The sequence below is a fragment of the Pseudomonas sp. PDM20 genome, from assembly GCF_014852575.3.
Lineage (GTDB): Bacteria > Pseudomonadota > Gammaproteobacteria > Pseudomonadales > Pseudomonadaceae > Pseudomonas.
This window is the reverse complement of record NZ_CM181224.1, coordinates 4,325,070-4,346,163: the sequence shown is the minus strand read 5'-3', so window position 1 is coordinate 4,346,163 and position 21,094 is coordinate 4,325,070. Positions and strand designations below refer to the sequence as shown.

The following is a 21,094-nucleotide window of genomic DNA, read 5'->3' as shown; positions in this document are numbered from 1 at the left end:
GCCCCCAGACCTGATTAGCCCATGCCCAACGAATTCCCCATTTCCTATATCGAGCCGGTCTTCCGGCCGCCGAGCGAGGCGAACTCGCTCATTCTTCCGGTCACCAACGGTTGTTCGTGGAACCAGTGTGGTTTCTGCGAGATGTACACCCAGCCGCAGAAGAAATTCCGCGCCCGTGACGAGGCCGAAGTGCTGGAGGAGATTCGCCGCTGTGGCGAGCGCCTGATCGTGCAGCGGGTGTTCCTCGCCGATGGCGATGCGCTGGTGCTGCCGACGCGGCGCCTGCTCAACATCCTCCGCGCGATCCGTGAGCACATGCCCGAGGTGGACCGCGTCTCCAGCTACTGCCTGCCGCGCAACCTGCGCAAGAAGTCGGTGGAGGAGCTGAAGGAACTGGCCGACGCCGGCCTGCGCATGGCCTATGTGGGCGCCGAGTCCGGCGACGACGAAGTGCTGGCGTGGGTGAACAAGGGCGAGACCTATGCCTCCACGCTCGATGCCCTGCGGAAGCTGGGCGAGGCGGGGATCACCCGCTCGGTGATGATCCTCAACGGCCTGGGCGGCAGCACGCTGAGTGCCCAGCACGCCGACAACTCGGCGCGCCTGATGAACGAAGCGCAACCGGAGTTCCTCTCAACTTTGGTTGTCAGCTTTCCCACTGGCGAAGAGCGCTACCGCGCCGGCTTCCCGGACTTCCAGCCATTGTCGCAGGCCGAGCTGTTCGTCGAGATCGAGCGCCTGCTGAGCGCGCTGGAGCTGCGCGACACGGTGTTCCGCAGCGACCACGCGTCCAACTACCTGGTGCTCAAGGGCACGCTGGGGGCGGACAAGGCAAGATTGCTTGCCCAGGTTCGGGAGGCCATCGAGCAGCCCCAGCGTGCGCGTCTGCGCCAGGAATGGCAGCGCGGCCTGTGATGGCGCGGAAGCTGCATTGCCTTTCCGAATGCCGGTTTTTCGTCGCCGGCTCCGGAGACCTTGCATGCGCCAACTGATACTGATCCTTGCCTTCGCCGCCCTGGGCGGCTGCATGAGCCCCAACGACCTGGCCGACGGCACCGATTACTACCTGCGCGACGCGGGCTTCCTCGATCACAGCCAGACCCGCCGCACCTCGAACTGGCGCCTGCAGCAGGACTCCTTCATCTATATCGCCCAGGGCCCGTTCGTGCCGCCCGGCCATCCCTACGCGCGGCCCAACGTGGTGGCGGAGGAGGCGTTCCAGGGCTTCGTCCAGTACTTCCCGCTGGTACGCCGGGCCAAGAGCCCGCTGGGGCTCGAGGGCGCCATGCAGGAGGCGCGCGCGGCAGGCGCCAATTATCTGCTGTATACGCGCTTCGCCCGTGGGGAGGACAATGCCGGAACCTACGAGCAGTACGAAGACACCGATAACGCCGTGGGCCGCGACCGCAGCGTGATCCAGGTGATGCTGATCGAGACCGACAACCGCTACCTGGTAGACAGTGCGACTATCCGCAGCCGCGGCGGTTTTCTGACATTCTATGACGCCAGCCCCGAGGACCTGATCGGGCGACCGCTGGAAGACTATGCCCGCAGCCTGCTGGGGGTGAAGACGCGAGAGGAGTACCAATGACTGATCCACAGACTCAATCGGACCGGGCCGGCAACCTGCTGGCGCAGATTCCCGCCAGCAAGGACAAGGGGCTGCCGCCGGTGCATCTGTGGAACCCCGATTGCTGCGGCGATATCGACATGCGCATCGCCCGCGACGGCACCTGGTACTACCTGGGCACGCCGATCGGCCGCAAGCCGATGGTGCGGCTGTTCTCCACCATCATCCGCCGCGATGGCGACGACTATTTCCTGGTTACTCCGGTGGAGAAGTGCGGGATCACCGTCGATGACGCGCCTTTCGTCGCGGTCACCCTGGCGGTCGAAGGGGAGGGGGAGCAGCAGGTGCTGCGCTTCACCACCAACGTCGAGGACGAAGTGGTGGCCGACGCCGAGCACCCGATCCGGGTCGAGCTGGACCCGCAGACTCAGGAACCGTCGCCCTATGTGCTGGTGCGGGTGAACCTGGAAGCGCTGATCCACCGCAACGTGTTCTACCAGCTGGTGGAACTGGCGGTTCCCCGCGAGATCGACGGTGTTGACTGGCTAGGTGTCTGGAGTTCGGGGGAATTCTTCCCTATTGCGCCGCAGCCGTGACCTGGCGGTCTGAACGCGGCCGGTAGTTCGATTTCGGCTTCGCTACAACTTTTTCGAACTTGCAAAAAAGGCTCCCGAGGGAGCCTTTTTCGTTACCGCCAACTCAATTACATGTTGGGGTAGTTCGGACCGCCGGTGCCCTCGGGGGCCACCCAGGTGATGTTCTGGGCCGGGTCCTTGATGTCGCAGGTCTTGCAGTGCACGCAGTTCTGGGCGTTGATCTGGAAGCGCTTGCTGCCGTCGTCGTTGCTCACCACTTCGTACACGCCAGCCGGGCAGTAACGCTGCGCGGGCTCGTCGTAGAGCGGCAGGTTCTTCGCGATCGGGGTGTTCGGGTCGGTCAGCTTCAGGTGGATCGGCTGGTCTTCCTCGTGGTTGGTGTTGGACAGGAACACCGAGGACAGCTTGTCGAAGCTGAGTTTGCCGTCCGGCTTCGGATAGTCGATCTTCGGCGCTTCGCTGGCCTTCTTCAGGGTCGCGTAGTCCGGCGTCGTATCGTGCAGGGTGAACGGAAGCTTGCCGCCAAAGATGTTCTGGTCGATGAAGTTGAACGCACCACCACCGATGGCGCCGAACTTGTGCATCGCCGCGCCGAAGTTACGGCTGCGGAACAGTTCGTCGTACAGCCAGCTGCCCTTGAAGGCATCGACGTAGTTGTTCAGCACGTCGCCGCCTTCGCGGCCGGCGAACAGGGCTTCGGCCACGGAATCGGCGGCCAGCATGCCGGACTTCATGGCGGTGTGGCTGCCCTTGATCTTGGCGAAGTTCAGGGTGCCGAGGTCGCAACCGATCAGCGCGCCGCCGGGGAAGACCATCTTCGGCAGCGAGTTCAGGCCGCCCTTGCAGATGGCGCGAGCGCCGTAGGCCACGCGCTTGCCGCCTTCCAGGTACTGCTTGATCACCGGATGGTGCTTGTAGCGCTGGAATTCGTCGAACGGCGACAGGTGCGGGTTAGTGTAGGACAGGTCGATGATCAGGCCGACCACCACCTGGTTGTTTTCCAGGTGATAAAGGAAGGAGCCGCCCGGGTTGTCGTCGTTCAGCGGCCAGCCGGCGGTGTGCACCACCAGGCCCTGCTCGTGCTTGGACGGGTCGATGTCCCAGATTTCCTTGATGCCGATGCCGTAGTGCTGGGCGTCGGCTTCGCTGTCGAGCTTGTACTTCTTGATCAGCTGTTTACCGATGTGGCCCCGGCAGCCTTCGGCGAACAGGGTGTACTTGGCGCGCAGTTCCATGCCCGGGGTGTAGTAACCCTCTTTCGGATTGCCTTCGCGGTCGACGCCCAGGTCACCGGTGACAATGCCGCGCACCACGCCATTCTCGTCGATCAGCGCTTCCTGGGCGGCGAAGCCCGGGTAGATCTCGACGCCCAGGCCTTCGGCCTGCTGGGCCAGCCAGCGGCACAGGTTGCCCAGGGAGATGATGTAGTTGCCTTCGTTGTGCATGGTCTTGGGCACGAAGAAGTTCGGCACCTTGGCCGCTGCTTCCGGGCTCTTGAGCACATAGATGTCGTCGCGCTTGACGGGGGTGTTGAGCGGCGCTTCGAGCTCCTTCCAGTTGGGGAACAGCTCGTTCAGCGCGCGGGGCTCGAACACGGCGCCCGAGAGGATGTGGGCGCCCACTTCGGAACCCTTCTCGACCACACAGACGCTGATTTCCTGACCCGCGTCGGCGGCCTTCTGTTTCAGTCGGCATGCGGCGGACAGACCGGCAGGGCCGGCGCCGACGATGACGACGTCGAATTCCATAAATTCGCGTTCCACTATCGATCTCTCCTGAATCAAGGCTCTGGGTATTTTGTAGGTATTGGGATGGGCGTGCCCCCACCCAGTAAGAGCGGGGCGCATTATAGCTAGACCTGTTGCTATATCTAAACCCTTTATCGAACGCAATACAAACGTTTGTTTGAATCGCGTGTAACCCTGATAGAATCGGGGTCCGCGGCTTATGAAGGGGTATTTTCGTGTATTGACCCGCCCGGTCGATGCAGTCAAGATACCTGCGGTTTTGCGGTCGCGTTGCGCTGGATGTAGTCGCAGATGGCGTGCACTACCGGCCAGGCCTGTCTGGCGACATTCCTATTCACCGGAGAAAAACGAGGAATCCATGAAGGTTCTTGTAGCTGTCAAACGAGTGGTTGACTATAACGTCAAGGTCCGCGTCAAGGCGGACAACTCCGGCGTCGATCTCGCCAACGTCAAGATGTCCATGAACCCCTTCTGCGAAATCGCCGTGGAAGAGGCCGTACGCCTGAAAGAGAAAGGCGTCGTCACCGAGATCGTTGCGGTCTCCGTCGGCCCGACCGCTGCCCAGGAGCAACTGCGTACCGCGCTGGCTCTGGGTGCTGATCGCGCCATCCTCGTTGAAACCAACGAAGAACTGAGCTCCCTGGCCATCGCCAAGTCGCTGAAAGCCCTCGTCGACAAAGAGCAGCCGCAGCTGGTCATCCTCGGCAAGCAGGCCATCGACAGCGACAACAACCAGACCGGCCAGATGCTGGCTGCGCTGACCGGCTACGCCCAGGGCACCTTCGCCTCCAAGGTCGAAGTTGCTGGCGACAAGGTCAACGTCACCCGTGAAATCGACGGCGGCCTGCAGACCGTTGCCCTGAACCTGCCGGCAATCGTCACCACCGACCTGCGCCTGAACGAGCCGCGCTACGCGTCGCTGCCGAACATCATGAAGGCGAAGAAGAAGCCGCTGGACGTGGTGACCCCGGACGCCCTGGGCGTTTCCACCGCTTCCACCGTGAAGACCGTGAAAGTCGAAGCTCCGGCTGCCCGTAGCGCTGGCATCAAGGTCAAGTCCGTTGCCGAACTGGTCGAGAAACTGAAGAACGAGGCGAAAGTAATCTGATGGCTATCCTGGTAATCGCTGAGCACAACAACGGCGCACTGGGCGCTGCCACTCTGAACACTGTCGCTGCCGCGCAGAAGATCGGTGGTGACATCGCTGTCCTGGTCGCTGGCCAGAACGTCGGTGGCGTGGCTGAAGCCGCTGCCAAGATCGCCGGTGTTTCCAAGGTGCTGGTCGCCGACAACGCTGCCTACGCTCACCAGCTGCCGGAGAACGTCGCTCCGCTGATCGCTGAGCTCGGCAAGGGTTACAGCCACGTGCTGGCCGCCGCCACCACCAACGGCAAGAACTTCCTGCCGCGCGTCGCCGCTCTGCTGGACGTCGACCAGATCTCCGAGATCATCGAAGTGGTCAGCGCCGACACCTTCAAGCGTCCGATCTATGCCGGTAACGCCATCGCTACCGTGCAATCCTCGGCCGCCGTCAAGGTCATCACCGTGCGTGGCACCGGCTTCGACGCCGTTGCTGCCGAAGGTGGCTCCGCCGCTGTTGAAGCCGTTTCCGGCCCGGCCGATGCCGGCAAGTCCGCCTTCGTGGGCGAAGAACTGGCCAAGTCCGACCGTCCGGAACTGACCGCTGCCAAGATCGTCGTTTCCGGCGGCCGTGGCATGGGCAATGGCGACAACTTCAGCATCCTCTACTCCCTGGCTGACAAGCTGGGCGCTGCCGTCGGCGCTTCCCGCGCTGCCGTTGACGCCGGCTTCGTGCCGAACGACATGCAGGTCGGCCAGACCGGCAAGATCGTCGCTCCGCAGCTGTACGTGGCCGTCGGTATCTCCGGCGCCATCCAGCACCTGGCGGGTATGAAGGACTCGAAAGTGATCGTTGCGATCAACAAGGACGAAGAGGCGCCGATCTTCCAGGTTGCCGACTACGGCCTGGTCGCCGACCTGTTCGAAGCCGTACCGGAGCTGGAAAAGGCCATCTGAGCCCGATCCGCTTGTTGAAGGAACCCGCCCTCCGTGGCGGGTTCTTTCATTTCAGGTCCCTGATTTTTCTCGGGAAATGAGCGTTCTGCTGCGCCGATGACCCATTGGTCACGAATCTTTGCCGAGAAGTCCACCGGCGAAGGTGTCTCATCTACAATGCGCGACGTCTCCAGTTCCTGAATGTGTTCAATCGACACCTGGCTACCGAGGTTTTCATGATCATCAAACCGCGCGTGCGTGGCTTCATCTGCGTCACTACCCACCCGACCGGCTGTGAAGCCAACGTCAAGGAACAGATCGAGTACGTCGAGGCGCACGGCCCCATCGCCAACGGTCCGAAGAAGGTCCTGGTCATCGGTTCCTCCACCGGCTACGGCCTGGCCGCGCGCATCAGCGCCGCCTTTGGCGCCGGCGCCGACACCCTGGGCGTGTTCTTCGAGCGTCCCGGCAGCGAGACCAAGGCGGGCACTGCCGGCTGGTACAACTCCGCTGCCTTCGAGAAGTTCGCCAAGGCCAAGGGCCTGTATGCGCGCAGCATCAACGGCGACGCCTTCTCCGATGAAGTGAAGAAAGTCACCATCGACACCATCAAGCAGGACCTGGGCAAGGTCGACCTGGTCGTCTATAGCCTGGCCGCTCCGCGCCGTACCCACCCGAAGACCGGCGAGGTATTCAACTCCGTGCTCAAGCCGGTGGGCAAGGCCGTCAACTTCCGTGGTCTGGACACCGACAAGGAAGTGATCAAGGAAAGCGTGATGGAGCCGGCGACGCCTGAGGAAATCGCCAACACCGTGGCGGTAATGGGGGGTGAGGACTGGCAGATGTGGATCGACGCCCTGCAGGAGGCCGGTGTGCTGGCCGACGGCGCCAAGACCACCGCTTTCACCTACCTGGGCGAAGAGATCACCCACGACCTGTATTGGAACGGCTCCATCGGCGCCGCCAAGAAGGACCTGGACCAGAAGGTCCTGGGCATTCGCGAGAAGCTGGCCGTCACCGGTGGCGACGCCCGTGTTTCGGTGCTGAAGGCCGTGGTCACCCAGGCCAGTTCGGCCATCCCGATGATGCCGCTGTACCTGTCGCTGCTGTTCAAGGTGATGAAGGAGAAGGGCACCCACGAAGGTTGCATCGAGCAGGTCGACGGCCTGTTCCGTGAGAGCCTGTACGGTGCTGAACCGCACCTGGACGCCGATGGTCGCCTGCGCGCCGACTACAAGGAACTGCAGCCGGATGTGCAGGACACCGTGAAGGACCTGTGGAACAAGGTGACCAACGAGAACCTGTACCAGCTGACCGACTTCACCGGCTACAAGTCCGAGTTCCTGCGACTCTTCGGCTTCGAGATCGCTGGCGTGGACTACGAGCAGGACGTCAATCCGGACGTGCAGATTCCGAATCTGATCCAGCTCTGAGTTTGCCCCAGTAGAAACGGCGCCTTCGGGCGCCGTTTCTGTTTTCCAGCCTGCTTCAGTTCGATGCGGTCACGGGCGTGTGATTGCGCTGGAGGAAGTCCAGGTAGAGGCGGGCGGTTTCCTCCGGGCGCTCGATCATCGGCACGTGGCCGCAATCGCGCAGGATGGCCACGCTGGGTTTCTTCAGCAGCGGCTTCATCACATCGATGCTGGAAACGTCCAGTACGCGGTCGCGGTCGCCCCACAGCAGCAGGGTCGGCGCAGTAATCTTCGGCAACTCGGGTTCCAGCGGGATATAGCGCTCACGTAGCTGCTGGAAGACCATGCCGTTGAACGCGCTGCGCTCCAGCGAGCGTTCCGCCAGATAGTCCTGCAGCCGCGACGGCAGCGGCGGCTTCTGCACGAAGACGAAGTCGAGCAGGGCTGGGAAGTCGTCTACCGAGCGCAGCACCAGCGGGTTTTCGCCGTTCTTGAGGCGCTCGAACAGCTCGCTCGGGTGCGGTGCGATGACGCCGGAATTGTCGAACAGGCCGACCGACAGCACTTCCTGCGGATGCCGCGCGGCCAGCAGTGCGGCGATATGCCCGCCCATGGAGTTGCCGACCACGTGGAAGCGGCCGATGCCCTGTTCGCGCATGAAATCCGCCAGGCGCTCGGCCTGGGTGCCGACGTCGTAGCTGATGTTCGCAGGTTTGCTGCTGTCGCCGAAGCCTGGCAGGTCGACCGCGATGACGTGATAGTCCTTGGTGAGGAAGCGAGCGAAACGCGGCCAGTTGCTCTTGTCGGCGCCGAAGCCGTGGATCAGCAGGATGGTCTGGGCCTTATCCGGGCCGCCCTCGTAGTAGGTGATGTCGAGGTCGTCGACCTGCAGGCTGTTGGTGGACAGCCGGGCGCGGGCGCTTTCGACGTACTGCGCGGTCGCCAGCAGGGTAGAGGGGAAGGCGTACAGCACGCCAGCGGTGACGGCTATCGCCAGGAGAAGGGCCAGAAGGGCTTTCTTCATGAGAAGTCCTTATTACCAAATCGGGTCGGTGTGCTTTACGCTAGCATTTTGCGGCTCTAAGCATGGCCGTTCTTTCTTCTGGCGAGCGAGACTACCGATGCCTGATTGCTCCACGCTGATCCGTGCGGCGCTGTTGCTGGTGACTTTCTCCATTCCCCTGGCCGGTTCCGCGGCTGGCAAGTGCGAACGCCTGGTGGCCACCGGCAATCCGGAATACCCGCCTTATCTGTGGCGCGACCCGGCGCAGCCGGAGCGCCTGATCGGCGCCAACGCCGACCTGCTGGAGCAGATCGGCAAGGCGGTCGGGGTGAATATCCGGGTGATCTACACCGGTTCCTGGGCGCGTGCTCAGGAAGAGGCGCGGCTGGGTCGGGTCGACCTGATTGCCGGTGCCTTCCTCACGCCGCCGCGCCTGGAGACCATGGACTACATCCATCCGGCCTTCCTCACCACCGACAACGTGGTGTGGATGCGCAAGGACGCCACCACGCCCTATACCGGTCGTGACGACCTGCGCGGCCTGAAGGGCGGCACCCTGGTGAACAACAGCTTCGGCCCGGACTTCGACAGCTTCGCCAAGCAGGAGCTGACCCTGGAAGAGGTGCCCAGCCTGACCCAGGCCTTCCAGAAGCTGCTGCTCAAGCGCTCGGATTATGTGATCTACGAGCACTACCCCGGCCTGGCAGTCGCCGATACCCTCGGCATGGCCGACGACCTGCAGCCGCTGGAACCGCCGATCTCCAGCGAAGGTCTGTACCTGACCGTAGCGCACAACTCGGCCTGCAATGACCCGTGGCTGCGCGGACAACTGGCAAAAAAAATGACAGAATTGACGGCCGCCGGAGTCCCGCAGCGCCTGCTGCAGGACAACCTGGCCCGCTGGAAGGCCCAGCAGCTTCAGCCTGCCAGCACTCCCACCGAGTAGGACAATAGATTTCGTGATCAATCGACGGATGATGGTCGCCGGCCTGGCTTTGTTTGCATTGGCCGGCTGTGCGACGAACGACCCGGCACCCAACGAACAGATGCGCCTCACCGAGCAGGCGCTGGAACAGGCCAAGGCCGTGGGTGCGACCGATGACGTGGCCGAGCTCAAGCTCGCCGAGGACAAGTACCAGGCCGCCAGGGGCGCCCTGGCAGTCGGCTCGAACAAGAAGGCCCGGCAGCTCGCCGAGCAGGCCGAGCTCGACGCCCGCCTGGCCGAGGCCAAGGAGCTGACGCGCAAGAGCGCCGAGCAACTGGCCGAGCAGAGCAAGAGCATCAACCGCCTGCGCAAACAGTTGGGAGAAGTGCAATGACTTCCGCACAACTGTTGCGCCGTAGCTCCTCGTGGCTGGGGGCTCTTTCCGCCGTCGCGCTGCTGGCCGGCTGCGCCAACAGCCAGCTCAGCGAGAAGTCCCTGGAGCAGGCCCGCCTGCAGTTCCAGGCCGTGAAGGAAGACTCCTCGGTGTTGCGTAGTGCGCCCAAGGATGTGATCCGCGCCGGCGAGTCGCTGGCCCGTGCCGAGCGTCTGTCCAACTACTGGGGCAGCAGTGACGACGTACTGCAGTACTCCTACCTCAGCCAGCGCTACAGCGAGATCGCTCGCGAGCATAGCAACCTGGCGCTGAACCAGGAGCGCCTGGGCAAGCAGCAGATGGAGCGCGAGCGCCTGCAGCTGGCGATGCGCGAAGCACGCCTGCTCAACGTGCAGGAACAGAGCAAGTGGCTGGAGCAGCAGATGGTCAGCCTCGCCACCAACGAAACCGAGCGAGGCCTGGTGCTGACCCTCGGCGACGTGCTGTTCGACAGCGGCGAAGCGGACCTCAAGCCCGCCGCCAATCGCACCGTGCTCAAGCTGGTGCAGTTCCTCCAGCTCAACCCGCGCCGGGTGATCCGCATCGAGGGCTACACCGACGGCGAAGGCGACCGCGAGCAGAATCTGCAGCTGTCCAAGGATCGCGCGCAGGCCGTGGCTGACGCGCTGACCGACCTGGGTGTGGACGAGAAACGCGTGCAGGTGCAGGGCTATGGCGAGGCCTATCCGATCTCGGACAACGCCTCGTCGCTGGGGCGCGCGCAGAATCGCCGGGTGGAGATCGTCTTCTCCGATGAGAAGGGCCAGCTCGGCGCCGAACGCTGATCCCTTCGCAATATCCCGTCACAGGAAAACCCCGGAAGCCTCGGCTCCGGGGTTTTTTGTCAGGGGGATCTCGAAATCTTTCGAGTGGCAGCTTGGCGAAAATAGCCAAGTGCGACTAATCCCCTCAGGGGAGCTGTAGACGAGAGAACGAGATGTCATCGGAAAAGAAGCTTTTCAATGTAATCGTGGCGGACCCGCAACCGATGATCGGTTGGGGTCTGGAACGCTATCTGCTGGAGCGCGAACTGGCGCAGGTGAAAGCCTTCGTCAGCGACACCGACAGCCTGCTGGATGTGCTCACTGCCCATCCCGAGGTCGACCTGGCCATTGTCGAGCTGGCGCTGCCCGGCGCCCGCGGGCGTGACGGCGTGCACCTGATCGAATGGCTGCAGCGCCACCATCCGGAAGTGCCTGTACTGGTCTACTCGGTCATGGGCGCGCCACTGTTGGCGACCGCAGCGGTCAAGTGCGGCGCCGTGGGCTATGTCTGCAAGCGCAACCCGCTGAGCCTGCTGGACGACGCCATCGCCCGCATCCGCAAGGGCGAGACCTACATCGATCCGATGCTGCGACCGCCGCGCCATACCGGCAAGCCGCTGAGCCCGACCGAGATCGATATCATCCGCCGCCTGGCCCATGGCGCCACGGTTGGGGAAATCGCCGAGCGGACCAACCGCAGTGTCTCCACCATCAGCACCCACAAGCGCAACGCCATGCAGAAGCTCGGCCTGACCACCGACGCGCAACTGGTGGTGGCGGGGCTGCTGGACTGGCTCGGGGAGATCTGAGCGGGCAGGGCGGCGTAACTGTATCGGACGGAATGCCTCCGACTGTTCTGGAACAGTTTGCACTTTTTGGCTACTGTTTCGGTTCAATGACCGAGGGATGGCCGTCATGTCCAATCTGCTGCTGTACCAGCGCATCGCCCAGCAACTGGCGGAAGACATCCGTCGTGGTGTCTACCAGCCGGGCGAGCGCGTGCCGTCCGTGCGCAAGCTGAGCACCCAGCTCAACGTCAGCCATGCCACGGTGCTCCAGGCCTATGCCACCCTCGAAGACCAGGGGCTGATCCGCGCGCGCCCGCAGTCCGGTTTCTACGTACACCGCACGCCGGCGCTGACAGCTTCGACCCCGGACATCGCCCGAGTCGAGCGGCCCGGCCTGGTCACGCGCAGCAGCATCATCAACCAGGTGCTCGCCGAAGCGCGCCGCGAAGGCGTGTTTCCGCTGGGGGCTGCCGTGCCGCACGTGGATTACCTCCCGGTTCGCGCGCTGCACCAGCAACTGGCCAAGGTCACGCGATTCTCCAGTCCGCGCGCCTTCAGCTACATGTTCAGCCCCGGCTACGAGCCGCTGCGTCGCCAGGTGGCGATCCGCATGCGTGATGCCGGCGTGGTGGTCGACCCGACCCAGGTGACCATCACCCATGGCTGCGTGGACGCCATCCACATGGCCTTGCGCGTGATGACCCGTCCGGGCGACCTGATCGCCACCGAGTCGCCGAGTTACTACGGCTTGCTGCAGTTGGCCGACATCCTCGGCCTCAAGGTTATCGAGATCCCCAGCGACCCGCTGACCGGCATCAGCCTGGAGGCCCTGCAACTGGCCGCCAACCAGTGGCCCATCAAGGCGCTGGTGCTGACCGCGCGCCTGAGCAACCCGCTGGGCGGCACCATTCCTGAGGACCGCCAGAAAGCGCTGCTCAAGCTCACCGCCGAGCACAACATCGGGGTGATCGAGGACGATATCTACGGCGAACTGATGTTCGACCAGGGCCAGACCAAGGCGCTCAAGGCCCACGACCGTGACGGCCGTGTGGTGTATTGCTCGAGTTTCTCCAAGACCATTTCCCCCGGCGTGCGCATCGGCTGGATCATCACCGAGCGCTACCAGGAGGAAATCCGCCGCCTGCAGACCTTCACCACGCATTCGGCGTGCACCGTCACCCAGATGGGCGTGGCGGCGTACCTGGAGAATGGCGGCTACGACCGGCACCTGCGCTACATCCGCCAGGAGTACCGCAAGAACATGACCGCCTACCAGCTGGCAGTGCAGCAGTACTTCCCCGAAGGCACGCAGATGACCCGGCCCAAGGGCGGCTTCATCCTCTGGGTCAGCCTGCCGGCCAAGGTGAACACCAAGGAGCTGCACGTACGCGCGCTGGAGCAGGGCATCAGCATCGCGCCGGGGCTGATCTTCAGTAATACCGAGCAGTTCAACAACTGCCTGCGCCTGACCTGTGGCATCCCCTGGGACCGCGAGGCGGAGCGGGCGATCATGACCCTTGGCATGCTGGCCTGCCAGCTCTGCCAGGAGGAGCTGATCGCCGCGTAAGTGTCCGGCTTGCGCAGTGGCGGGTTCTGTCCGCGACAGGTCCGCAGCGGGCCGGATACCGTCGCGGTCGGAGCCCTCTCCTGGGTCAATGCTTGTCGACGGTTAACCCGACTACCGGCGCCGTCTCGTCCAAGGAAGATGATCCTTCGACGAGGCCGCCACCGTGCCGCTTGCCACGCCAATCCTTCTGCCTGATAGCCACGGCGCTATCCCGGCGCCCGCGCCATCGGCACTACTCGGCCGCTGGCGAGAAGCCAGTCGAAACCTGCCCCGTTACGGATCGAGAGAGTTGAAGATATCCCCCAAGGACGAAAGCGACGCGGCATTGCTGCGACGCTACCGACAAGGCGATGCCGAGGCCTTCGCTGAGCTCTATGCTCGCCATCGCCTCGGCCTGTTCCGTTTCCTCTGTGGCCTGTGTGGCGACCACGCCCAGGCCGAGGAAGTGTTCCAGGAAACCTGGATGAGCCTGATTCGCAGCGACAGCCAGCCGATGGGGGCGGCCAGCTTCAAGACCTGGCTGTACCAGATCGGCCGCAACCGCCTGATCGACCACTGGCGCAAACTGGGCCGACACCAGAGCCGTCAGGAGAGCTTCGACGAGCAGTTGCATGGCGAGGCCCTGGTTGGCGAAAGCGTCGACCCAGAGCGCGAGCTGAGCCTGAGTCGCGACCAGCAGCGCCTGCAGGGCGCGCTGGAGTCACTGCCGGAAGAGCAGCGCGAAGTGTTCCTGCTGCGCACCCACGGCGACCTGGAGCTGAACGAAATTGCCGAACTGACGAAGACTCCGGCCGAAACGGTGAAGAGCCGGCTTCGCTATGCCATGCAAAAACTGCGTCGGTTGTTGTCCGACCCGTCGGTGACCGAGGAGGTGAATCCATGAATCGCGATCCGCACGAGCAGGACATGCTCGAGCACTACCGCCGGCACAGCGATGAGCAGCCGTCGGCGCAGCTGGACGCGCGCATCCTGGCCGCCGCCCGTGCTGCCGTGCAGGAGAAGAAGCCCGGCCTCGCCCAGCGCCTGCACCACTGGCTGCTGGGTTCTGGCAGCCGGCAGCGTTGGGGTGTCGCCGTGGCGGGCCTGGCGACGCTGGGCGTCGGCCTGAGCCTGACCCTGCGCACCTACGAAGAGGCGCCGGATCGCTTCGATGCACCAGTGGCTCCGGCGATGATGCGCGCGCCGGCTCCGGCTCCGGCCATGGCGCCGCCAGCGGCTCCGGCTGCCGCGCCCTATGCGGCGGAGCCAAGCATGGCCACACCGCAGAGGGATAGCGCGGCTGCCGGCGTCTCTATGGAAGAGCTCGCCAAGTCTGCGCCGATGAGCAAGAAAATGGCCATGGAGAGTGCGAAGGCCAAGGCTCAGGCAGAGACTCGCGAGCTTTCTGATGCCCAGGAGCAGCCAGACAGACAGGCACAGGGAAAGGTGCAGGCGTTGGCGGCGGAGGCCGACGAGCCGCGCACCAGCCTGTTGCATCTGCGCGACTTGCAGAACAAGGGGCAGAAGGAGGACGCTGAACGGGTGCGCGAGAGCTTGCGGCAGCGCTTCCCGGACCTGGATATCGATCAGGCCCTGAGGGATTTGCCTGACAACCCTTGATCAATGACAGGCCGGGTTCAGTGCGCGCCTGTCAGACTGATCGCCGTAATGGTTTGTCATGGCAAGGCTCTTGCTCTGCCTCGCATCTCGCGCCAGCATTGCGCGGTTTTTCTGACGGTTCGCTCCATGACGAAGTCCCGAATTCTCATTGTCGCCAGTTTGTCCCTGCTGCTCGCCGCCTGTGGTGATGAGCACAAGGACAAGGCTGCCGCTCCGGCTCCAGCGCCCGCTGCAGTGCCGGCTCCAGCGCCCGCTGCAGTGCCGGCGCCAGCGGCCAGCGCGCCCGCGCCTGAGCCGGCCGCCGAGCAACCGCGCGAATCGGAAGCCAAGCCCGCTGCGGCCAAGGCCGTGGCCTCGCCCAAGGCGCCGGCGGTCGAAGCGGCCATCAAGCCCGAGGCCAAGGCGCCGTCGAAGACCCCGGCACAGGTGAAGAAGGCGGTCGATCCCGTGGTCAAGCAGCCGCTGCCGCCGGTGAAGCTCGACCTGCGTCTGCCCAAGGACATGCTCCACCAGCTCGACCCTGAAAAGCCGCTGGCCGAGCTGGAAGACAAGCCGCTGCTGCCGCAGATGTTCGGTGAAAAGACCGGGCAAAGCCCGTTCCAGGTGGGTGGCCGGTTGATCTCGCGCGAGCCGAATGAGCGCGAAACCAACGACGACAGCTGGCACTCGGATATCCGCGGCGCCGAATTGCAGTTTCAGTTCCGCAACTGATTTCTCAGTGCAGGTGAGGGCCGCGCACAACCGCGAAAGTTGTGCGCGCCATGGGGTAGTTCAGAAGCGGTGCACACCGCCGCGAATTGCCTCGAACAGTTCCCCGTCCAGCGCCCGGTAGTCCGCCTCGCCGGGCAGTCGCACGAACAGCGCCTCGGTCACGGCTGAGGGATCGTAGGCGTTGCGCTTGAGGTCGGTCTTCTTGTACTTGAAGGTCCCGGTGGTCTCCACCTGGACCAGCAGGCGCAGGAACAGCGGCACCGCGTAGGCCGGCAGCTCGCGGTCCAGGTGCGCCGCCAGCAGCGCGGCGTCCAGGCTGGCGCCGTCGGCCAGGCGCAGCGCGGCCATGCCGCAGCGGCCGTTGGTGCCCGGAATCTCCACGCCATAGACCACCGCATCCTCCACGCCGGGGAAGGCGCCCAGGGCGTTTTCCACTTCGGTGGTGGAGACGTTCTCGCCTTTCCAGCGGAAGGTGTCGCCCAGGCGGTCGACGAACTGCGTGTGCTTGAAGCCGATGTCGCGCATCAGGTCGCCGGTGTTGAACCAGGTATCGCCTTCCTTGAACACGTTGCGGTAGATCACCGCTTCGCTCTTGGCCGGGTCGGTGTAGCCGTCGAACGGCCACTTGTCGCTGATCTCGCTGATCAGCAGCCCCGCCTCACCCTTGTCGACCTTTTCCATGAAGCCCCTGGTGCCGCGCACTGGCTGGTCGTTTTCCAGGTCATAGCGCACGATCGCGTAGGTTGCCGGCGAGAAGCCCACGGTATTGTCGAAGTTGAATACGTTGGTGAAGCCGATGTTGCCCTCGCTTGAGGCATAGAACTCCGTTATGCGCTCGATGCCGAAGCGTTCCTTGAACTCGTTCCAGATCGACGGGCGCAGGCCGTTGCCGATCATGCAGGTCAGGGTGTTGCCGCGCTCTTCTTCGCATTGCGGCTGGTTGAGCAGGTACCGGCAGAGCTCGCCGATGTAGCCGAAGCAGGTCGCCTGGTAGGCCTGCACGTCCTTCCAGAACGCGCTGGCGGAGAACTTGCGGCGCAGGGCGATGGCCGCGCCACCGGCGAGCACGGCGCTCCAGCAGACGGTCACGGCGTTGTTGTGGTAGCAGGGCAGGGTCAGGTAGAGCACGTCGCTGTTGGTCAGCCCGAGCCCTGAGTGGCCGAAGCCGCCGTAGGCCTTGATCCACTTGCCGTGGCTCATGATCGAGGCTTTCGGCAGGCCGGTGGTGCCGGAGGTGTAGATGTAGAAGCAGGCGTCTTTCAGACGTACCCGCGCTGTCTCGGCGAGGTTGTTCGAATCCTGTTCCTGCGCCAGGCGCATCAGGCTCTGCCAGCCGGCCGGGGCCTGTGCCGAGTCTTCACCGTCGGCGATCCAGTAGCAGCGCCCGCCGCTGTTCTCCAGGGCCGGGCGGACGTCCTCGAAAGCCTCGCGCAGTTCCTCGCCGACCACGAAGTGGCTGGGCTTGACCAGGTTCAGGCTATGGCTGAGCACCTGGCCGCGCTGGGTGGTGTTGACCAGCGCGCCGATGGCGCCGAGCTTGGCCAGGGCGGCAAGCACCACCATGAGTTCGGCGCGGTTCTCCAGCATCACCGCAACCACGCTGGCGTGGCCTACGCCTTCGGCCTGGAAGGCCCGCGCCAGGCGGTTGGCCCAGCCGTTGAAGAGCGCGTAGGACAGGCGCCGCCGTTCGTCGATCAACGCCGGGCTGTCCGGGTAGAGGCGCGCGGCGCGCTCCAGCGCCCAGCCCAGGGAGAGATTCTTCTCGCGGTTGCGGATGCCGGTGTAGTACAGCCCGCGCAGCATGCGTGGCACGCGACCGAGGGTGGCCGGCAGGTGGGCGAGGAAGCGGGTCGGGGTGATGATATCGGCGTGGCTCATTGACGCGTGCCCTTATTGTCATTGTTGTCCGTGGCGTGCAGACAGGTCTGCGCGACTCTAGGTCGCTCCCTGACGCTCGGCTATGGCCCTGATGCGCCTGGCGCAAGTCAGATCGGCAAACCGGCCGATGAGCATTCATCGCAGTCTAGGAGCGGATGGCCGGGCGGCCAGGGCGGGATTGTGTCGATTGGTAAATGCCGCGGGGCGGGGCATTGGCGGCCTTTCGGCGCATAACGCGTGCCGCGTTATGCGCCCTACGGGGAGCTGGTGCCTGGAAGGGACCTAGGGCGAATAACCGCTCGCGGTTATCCGCCGTTGGCCGTGGTGCGATGGGTGGCAGCGGTCAGTCGAGGAACAGGTCGGGTACCAGACTGCCGCCGTTCGGGTCGAAGCGGTACTGCTCGAAGTCGTTCTGGCCCTGTTCGCGGAGGATGTCCTCGTCGATCAGCAGGCGGCCGCTGATGGCGCGTTCGCTGCTGGAGAGGATGGCATAGGCGGCGTCGGCCATGATTGCCGGCGTGCGGGCGCGCTTGAAGGCGTCGCGGCTGCCCAGTTCGAACTCGATGGCGGCAGTGGCGATCATGGTCTTCGGCCACAGGGCGTTGACGCTGATGCCGTACTTCTTGAACTCCTCGTGCATCCCCAGGGTGAGCATGCTCATGCCGTATTTGGTGACGGTGTAGGGGCCGTGCTGCGCGAACCACTTGCCGGCCAGGTTGATCGGCGGCGACAGGCTGAGGATGTGGCCCTTGCTCTGCTTCAGGTAGGGCAGCGCGGCCTGGCTGCAGACCATCACGGCGCGGGTGTTGATCTGGTACATGAGATCGAAGCGCTTGGGCTCCAGGCGCTCCACGCCGACCAGCTTGATGGCGCCGGCGTTATTGACCACCGCGTCGATCCCGCCGAAGTGCTCGGCGGCCTTGGCCATGGCGTCGCGCACGGCGTTCTCGTCGCGCACGTCCAGTTGCAGGGCCAGCGCCTTGCCGCCGGCAGCCTCGACTTCCTCGGCGACGCTGAAGATGGTGCCTTCGAGTTTCGGGTGGGGCTCGGCGCTCTTGGCGGCGATGACGATGTTGGCGCCGTCGCGGGCGGCGCGCAGCGCGATCTCGCGGCCGATGCCACGGCTGGCGCCGGTGATGAAGAGAGTCTTGCCTTTGAGGGACATGGTTGGGGCTCCGTGTTCTTGTGGTCTTGTTCTGACGGAATGGTTTCGGTGTCATTTCTGTAGGAGCGGGCCATGTCCGCGATCGCGCGCATGGCGTGCTCCTACAGGGAGTGCGGGATCAGGCTTCCTCGGCCTCGACCTCCACCAGCAGCTGCCGGGATTTCACCTGCTCGCCCTTGCTCACCTGCACGCGGCGGATCACGCCGTCGACGCCGGCCTTGAGCGGGTGCTCCATCTTCATCGCTTCCAGCACCAGCAGCAGCTGGCCCTTGCTGACCCGCGCGCCCTCGGCCACCAGCACGTCGACGATGGCGCCATCCATCGGCGCCTTTACCGTGCCGGAGCCCGCGCCTGCTGCAGCACCGGCCGGTTCATGGGTGACGTCCTGCAGTTCCAGGTTGCCGTCCGCGCCATACAGCCACAGGCGCGCGCCTTCGCGATGGAAGGGCAGTCTGCGGCGGATGCCGTCGGCTTCGAGGACGGCGTCGCCGTTCTCTTCTCCGAGCAGGCGCAGGTTGATCTCGCTGTCACCGATGTGCGCCAGCAGCGTCGGCTGGGGGCCGTGCTCGCGGACTTGCAGTTCGACGACGAATTTCTCCTCGCCATGCTTGAGCGAGAAGCGCCACGGTGCGCTGCCGGCGCTGCGCCAGCCGGAAAGGCCGGGCTGGTGCGCGCGGTCGCTGGCCGAGGCCTGGTAGAGCAGGGCGGCGGCACAGGCCAGTTCCAGCGCCTGCGGCTGGCGCGGGGCCAGGCTCGGGTCGCCGGCGAACTGCTCACCGATGAACGCGGTGGTGGCCTTGCCGGCGGCGAATTCCGGGTGCTTGAGCAGGTTGGCGAGGAAGCGCTGGTTGCCGGTCACGCCCAGCAGCACGCAGTCCTCGACGGCTCGTATCAGCTTGCGCCGCGCCTCGTCGCGGGTGGCGCCATAGGCGATGACCTTGGCCAGCATCGGGTCGTAGAACGGCGTCACCGGCTGGCCCTCGCGCAGGCCGTGGTCGATGCGGATGCCGTCCAGCTGCGGCGGTGTCCAGCGCAACACCTGGCCGGTCTGCGGGAGGAAGCCGCCACCTGCGTCCTCGGCGTACAGGCGCACTTCGATGGCGTGGCCCTTGAGCTGGATCTGTTCCTGAGTGAGCGGCAGCGGGTGGCCTTCGGCGACGCGGATCTGCCAGGCCACCAGGTCCTGGCCGGTCACCAGCTCGGTGACCGGGTGCTCCACCTGCAGGCGGGTGTTCATTTCCAGGAAGTAGAAGGCGCCGCTGGCGTCCAGCAGGAACTCCACGGTGCCGGCGCCCACATAGTTCACCGAAGCGGCGGCCTTTACCGCGGCCTCGCCCATGGCCGCGCGCAGTTCCTCGCTGAGTACGGGGCAGGGCGCTTCCTCGATGACTTTCTGGTGGCGGCGCTGCACCGAGCAGTCGCGCTCGCCCAGATAAACGATATGGCCGTGGCTGTCGCCGAACACCTGGATTTCCACGTGGCGTGGCTGCACCACGGCTTTTTCCAGGATCAGCTCGCCGCTGCCGAAGGCGTTCTGCGCTTCCGAGCGTGCGGTGCGCAACTGTTCGGCGAGGTCTTCGCTGCGGGTCACCAGGCGCATGCCGCGCCCGCCACCGCCGGCGCTGGCCTTGATCATCAGCGGGTAGCCGATGCGCTGTGCTTCGCGGGTGAGGGTGGCGTCATCCTGCTCGGCGCCTTCGTATCCGGGGATGCAGGGCACGCCGGCTTCGAGCATGGAGATCTTCGACAGGCGCTTGCTGCCCATCAGGTGGATGGCTTCCACGCCGGGGCCGATGAAGACGATGCCGGCGGCCTCGCAGGCGCGGGCGAAGTCGGCGTTCTCCGAGAGGAAGCCGTAGCCGGGGTGGACGGCGCCTGCTCCCGTGCGTTTCGCCGCATCGAGGATGGCCTCGGGTTTCAGGTAGGACTGGCCCACCGGTGCCGGGCCGATGCACACCGCCTCGTCGGCCAGTTGTACATGGCGGGCATTGGCGTCGGCCTCGCTGTACACGGCCACGGTGCGGTAGCCCAGGTCGTGGGCGGTGCGGATCACCCGGCAGGCGATCTCGCCACGGTTGGCGATGAGGATCTTGTCGAAACTGGGCATGACGGTTTCCTCGGGGCTACTGCGCCCAGTTCGGTTTGCGTTTCTGCACGAAGGCCAGGGTGCCTTCGGCGCCTTCCGCGCCGGTCACTGCGGCGGCGAACTGACGGGCAGCGTCGTCCAGCAGCGGGCCGAGGGCTTCGCTCTCGGTGGCCAGCAGCAGCGCTTTGGTGGCGGCGTTGGCACCGGGGGCGCAGCGGCGGATCTGCTCGAGTGTCTGGGCAAGCTGTTCGCCGAGGTTTTCGGCGCTGTCCGCGCAGGCATGCACCAGGCCCAGGCGCAGCGCCTCGCGGCCGTCGAAACGGGCGGCGGTGAGCGCCAGGCGGCGCGCCTGGGTCAGGCCGATGCGCTTCACCACGAAGGGCGCGATCTGCGCTGGCAGGATGCCGAGGCTGGTTTCCGGCAGGCCGAACTGCGCGTCCATCGCCGCCAGGGCGATGTCCGAAACGCAGGCAAGGCCGAAGCCGCCGCCGAGCACCGCGCCTTCCAGCACGGCGACCAGCACCTGGGGTTGCGCCTGTGCTTCTTCCAGCAGGCCACCGAAAGCACGGTTCAGCGCGGCGTAGGCGTCCGGGCCGGCGGCGCGGGCGCCGGCCATGTCCTTGATGTCGCCACCGGCGCAGAAGTGCCCGCCGGCGCCGCGCAGGACGATGGCGCGCACGCCGCGGTCGTCGCGCACGGCGGCTAGCACCGCGCGCAGTTCGCCGACCATCGCCAGGCTCATGGCGTTGCGGCTGTCCGGGCGGTTCAGGGTGACGTGCAGCACGCCGCCGTCACGCTCCAGCAGCAGGGTTTCGCAGTTCGGCAGGGTCATG

20 protein-coding genes are annotated in these 21,094 nt (G+C 65.0%); 14 read left to right on the top strand and 6 right to left on the bottom strand.

What is annotated here, in order from left to right; translation table 11 throughout:
- Nucleotides 1-21 precede the first annotated feature (21 nt).
- From IB261_RS19770 to IB261_RS19760, 3 genes are all read left to right on the top strand, one after another.
- Nucleotides 22-915 (top strand): radical SAM protein, encoded by an 894-nt coding sequence (locus IB261_RS19770; RefSeq protein ID WP_192381316.1) that lies wholly within the window; start codon nucleotides 22-24, stop codon nucleotides 913-915.
- Between the two features lie 64 nt (nucleotides 916-979).
- Nucleotides 980-1,591, top strand: a complete 612-nt coding sequence (locus tag IB261_RS19765) for a DUF4823 domain-containing protein (protein ID WP_081519486.1) — start codon at nucleotides 980-982, stop codon at nucleotides 1,589-1,591.
- Nucleotides 1,588-2,166, top strand: a complete 579-nt coding sequence (locus IB261_RS19760) for a DUF1285 domain-containing protein (protein WP_192381317.1) — start codon at nucleotides 1,588-1,590, stop codon at nucleotides 2,164-2,166. Before IB261_RS19765 ends, IB261_RS19760 begins: the two co-directional genes overlap by 4 nt.
- Before the next feature lie 107 nt (nucleotides 2,167-2,273).
- On the opposite strand, the gene IB261_RS19755 is transcribed toward IB261_RS19760, so the two are convergent.
- Nucleotides 2,274-3,929 carry an electron transfer flavoprotein-ubiquinone oxidoreductase gene (locus tag IB261_RS19755; protein ID WP_081519488.1) on the bottom strand — a complete coding sequence of 552 codons (1,656 nt, stop codon included), beginning with the start codon at nucleotides 3,927-3,929 and terminating at the stop codon, nucleotides 2,274-2,276.
- Between the two features lie 343 nt (nucleotides 3,930-4,272).
- Between IB261_RS19755 and IB261_RS19750 the strand changes: the two genes are divergently transcribed.
- The 3 genes from IB261_RS19750 to fabV all read left to right on the top strand — a co-directional run bounded on the left by IB261_RS19750 (nucleotide 4,273) and on the right by fabV (nucleotide 7,363).
- A complete protein-coding gene (locus IB261_RS19750; protein ID WP_026078867.1) occupies nucleotides 4,273-5,022 on the top strand; it encodes an electron transfer flavoprotein subunit beta/FixA family protein in 750 nt (249 codons plus the stop codon).
- Nucleotides 5,022-5,951 (top strand): electron transfer flavoprotein subunit alpha/FixB family protein, encoded by a 930-nt coding sequence (locus tag IB261_RS19745; protein WP_045211570.1) that lies wholly within the window; start codon nucleotides 5,022-5,024, stop codon nucleotides 5,949-5,951. The genes IB261_RS19750 and IB261_RS19745 overlap by 1 nt, the downstream gene beginning before the upstream one ends.
- Before the next feature lie 215 nt (nucleotides 5,952-6,166).
- Nucleotides 6,167-7,363 carry an enoyl-ACP reductase FabV gene (gene fabV / locus IB261_RS19740; protein ID WP_192295069.1) on the top strand — a complete coding sequence of 399 codons (1,197 nt, stop codon included), beginning with the start codon at nucleotides 6,167-6,169 and terminating at the stop codon, nucleotides 7,361-7,363.
- A 55-nt stretch (nucleotides 7,364-7,418) separates the two neighbouring features.
- On the opposite strand, the gene IB261_RS19735 is transcribed toward fabV, so the two are convergent.
- Nucleotides 7,419-8,366, bottom strand: coding sequence for an alpha/beta fold hydrolase (locus IB261_RS19735; protein ID WP_192381318.1), 948 nt, complete (start codon nucleotides 8,364-8,366; stop codon nucleotides 7,419-7,421).
- Between the two features lie 97 nt (nucleotides 8,367-8,463).
- On the opposite strand from IB261_RS19735, the gene IB261_RS19730 reads away from it, so the two are divergent.
- The 8 genes from IB261_RS19730 to IB261_RS19695 all read left to right on the top strand — a co-directional run bounded on the left by IB261_RS19730 (nucleotide 8,464) and on the right by IB261_RS19695 (nucleotide 15,132).
- Entirely contained in the window at nucleotides 8,464-9,291 is an 828-nt protein-coding gene (locus tag IB261_RS19730; protein ID WP_151187724.1) for a substrate-binding periplasmic protein, read from the top strand.
- A gap of 28 nt (nucleotides 9,292-9,319) precedes the next feature.
- Nucleotides 9,320-9,664, top strand: a complete 345-nt coding sequence (locus IB261_RS19725; protein ID WP_192224522.1) for a DUF4398 domain-containing protein — start codon at nucleotides 9,320-9,322, stop codon at nucleotides 9,662-9,664.
- Entirely contained in the window at nucleotides 9,661-10,488 is an 828-nt protein-coding gene (locus IB261_RS19720) for an OmpA family protein (RefSeq protein ID WP_081518685.1), read from the top strand. Before IB261_RS19725 ends, IB261_RS19720 begins: the two co-directional genes overlap by 4 nt.
- 152 nt (nucleotides 10,489-10,640) lie before the next feature.
- Nucleotides 10,641-11,276: a response regulator gene (locus IB261_RS19715; protein ID WP_081518684.1), complete on the top strand. Its 636-nt coding sequence runs from the start codon at nucleotides 10,641-10,643 to the stop codon at nucleotides 11,274-11,276.
- Nucleotides 11,277-11,382: 106 nt separating this feature from the next.
- Nucleotides 11,383-12,822, top strand: a complete 1,440-nt coding sequence (locus IB261_RS19710) for an aminotransferase-like domain-containing protein (RefSeq protein ID WP_045212506.1) — start codon at nucleotides 11,383-11,385, stop codon at nucleotides 12,820-12,822.
- A gap of 289 nt (nucleotides 12,823-13,111) precedes the next feature.
- On the top strand, nucleotides 13,112-13,705 hold the full coding sequence (locus IB261_RS19705) for an RNA polymerase sigma factor (protein ID WP_151187723.1): 594 nt from the start codon (nucleotides 13,112-13,114) through the stop codon (nucleotides 13,703-13,705).
- The gene (locus tag IB261_RS19700; RefSeq protein ID WP_192381319.1) at nucleotides 13,702-14,421 is read left to right on the top strand and encodes a hypothetical protein; all 720 of its coding nucleotides are present in this window, start codon (nucleotides 13,702-13,704) and stop codon (nucleotides 14,419-14,421) included. The genes IB261_RS19705 and IB261_RS19700 overlap by 4 nt, the downstream gene beginning before the upstream one ends.
- Before the next feature lie 126 nt (nucleotides 14,422-14,547).
- Nucleotides 14,548-15,132: a hypothetical protein gene (locus IB261_RS19695; protein ID WP_192381320.1), complete on the top strand. Its 585-nt coding sequence runs from the start codon at nucleotides 14,548-14,550 to the stop codon at nucleotides 15,130-15,132.
- 60 nt (nucleotides 15,133-15,192) lie between these two features.
- Here the strand turns inward: IB261_RS19695 and IB261_RS19690 are convergent, their stop codons facing one another.
- The 4 genes from IB261_RS19690 to atuE all read right to left on the bottom strand — a co-directional run bounded on the left by IB261_RS19690 (nucleotide 15,193) and on the right by atuE (nucleotide 21,093).
- Nucleotides 15,193-17,010 (bottom strand): long-chain-acyl-CoA synthetase, encoded by a 1,818-nt coding sequence (locus tag IB261_RS19690; protein ID WP_192224299.1) that lies wholly within the window; start codon nucleotides 17,008-17,010, stop codon nucleotides 15,193-15,195.
- A 343-nt stretch (nucleotides 17,011-17,353) separates the two neighbouring features.
- A complete protein-coding gene (locus tag IB261_RS19685) occupies nucleotides 17,354-18,175 on the bottom strand; it encodes an SDR family oxidoreductase (protein ID WP_081518679.1) in 822 nt (273 codons plus the stop codon).
- A gap of 118 nt (nucleotides 18,176-18,293) precedes the next feature.
- Nucleotides 18,294-20,282: a geranyl-CoA carboxylase subunit apha gene (gene atuF, locus IB261_RS19680; RefSeq protein WP_192381321.1), complete on the bottom strand. Its 1,989-nt coding sequence runs from the start codon at nucleotides 20,280-20,282 to the stop codon at nucleotides 18,294-18,296.
- Between the two features lie 16 nt (nucleotides 20,283-20,298).
- Nucleotides 20,299-21,093, bottom strand: coding sequence for an isohexenylglutaconyl-CoA hydratase (gene atuE / locus IB261_RS19675; RefSeq protein WP_151187716.1), 795 nt, complete (start codon nucleotides 21,091-21,093; stop codon nucleotides 20,299-20,301).
- Nucleotide 21,094: the final 1 nt, after the last annotated feature.

Excerpts from the sequence above, each read along its gene's own strand:
- IB261_RS19770 (WP_192381316.1), top strand. The coding sequence starts at position 22 with ATGCCCAACGAATTCCCCATTTCCTATATCGAGCCGGTCTTCCGGCCG.
- IB261_RS19765 (WP_081519486.1), top strand. The coding sequence starts at position 980 with ATGCGCCAACTGATACTGATCCTTGCCTTCGCCGCCCTGGGCGGCTGC.
- IB261_RS19760 (WP_192381317.1), top strand. The coding sequence starts at position 1,588 with ATGACTGATCCACAGACTCAATCGGACCGGGCCGGCAACCTGCTGGCG.
- IB261_RS19750 (WP_026078867.1), top strand. The coding sequence starts at position 4,273 with ATGAAGGTTCTTGTAGCTGTCAAACGAGTGGTTGACTATAACGTCAAG.
- IB261_RS19745 (WP_045211570.1), top strand. The coding sequence starts at position 5,022 with ATGGCTATCCTGGTAATCGCTGAGCACAACAACGGCGCACTGGGCGCT.
- fabV (WP_192295069.1), top strand. The coding sequence starts at position 6,167 with ATGATCATCAAACCGCGCGTGCGTGGCTTCATCTGCGTCACTACCCAC.
- IB261_RS19735 (WP_192381318.1), bottom strand. The coding sequence starts at position 8,366 with ATGAAGAAAGCCCTTCTGGCCCTTCTCCTGGCGATAGCCGTCACCGCT.
- IB261_RS19730 (WP_151187724.1), top strand. The coding sequence starts at position 8,464 with ATGCCTGATTGCTCCACGCTGATCCGTGCGGCGCTGTTGCTGGTGACT.
- IB261_RS19725 (WP_192224522.1), top strand. The coding sequence starts at position 9,320 with ATGATGGTCGCCGGCCTGGCTTTGTTTGCATTGGCCGGCTGTGCGACG.
- IB261_RS19720 (WP_081518685.1), top strand. The coding sequence starts at position 9,661 with ATGACTTCCGCACAACTGTTGCGCCGTAGCTCCTCGTGGCTGGGGGCT.
- IB261_RS19715 (WP_081518684.1), top strand. The coding sequence starts at position 10,641 with ATGTCATCGGAAAAGAAGCTTTTCAATGTAATCGTGGCGGACCCGCAA.
- IB261_RS19710 (WP_045212506.1), top strand. The coding sequence starts at position 11,383 with ATGTCCAATCTGCTGCTGTACCAGCGCATCGCCCAGCAACTGGCGGAA.
- IB261_RS19700 (WP_192381319.1), top strand. The coding sequence starts at position 13,702 with ATGAATCGCGATCCGCACGAGCAGGACATGCTCGAGCACTACCGCCGG.
- IB261_RS19695 (WP_192381320.1), top strand. The coding sequence starts at position 14,548 with ATGACGAAGTCCCGAATTCTCATTGTCGCCAGTTTGTCCCTGCTGCTC.
- IB261_RS19690 (WP_192224299.1), bottom strand. The coding sequence starts at position 17,010 with ATGAGCCACGCCGATATCATCACCCCGACCCGCTTCCTCGCCCACCTG.
- IB261_RS19685 (WP_081518679.1), bottom strand. The coding sequence starts at position 18,175 with ATGTCCCTCAAAGGCAAGACTCTCTTCATCACCGGCGCCAGCCGTGGC.
- atuF (WP_192381321.1), bottom strand. The coding sequence starts at position 20,282 with ATGCCCAGTTTCGACAAGATCCTCATCGCCAACCGTGGCGAGATCGCC.
- atuE (WP_151187716.1), bottom strand. The coding sequence starts at position 21,093 with ATGACCCTGCCGAACTGCGAAACCCTGCTGCTGGAGCGTGACGGCGGC.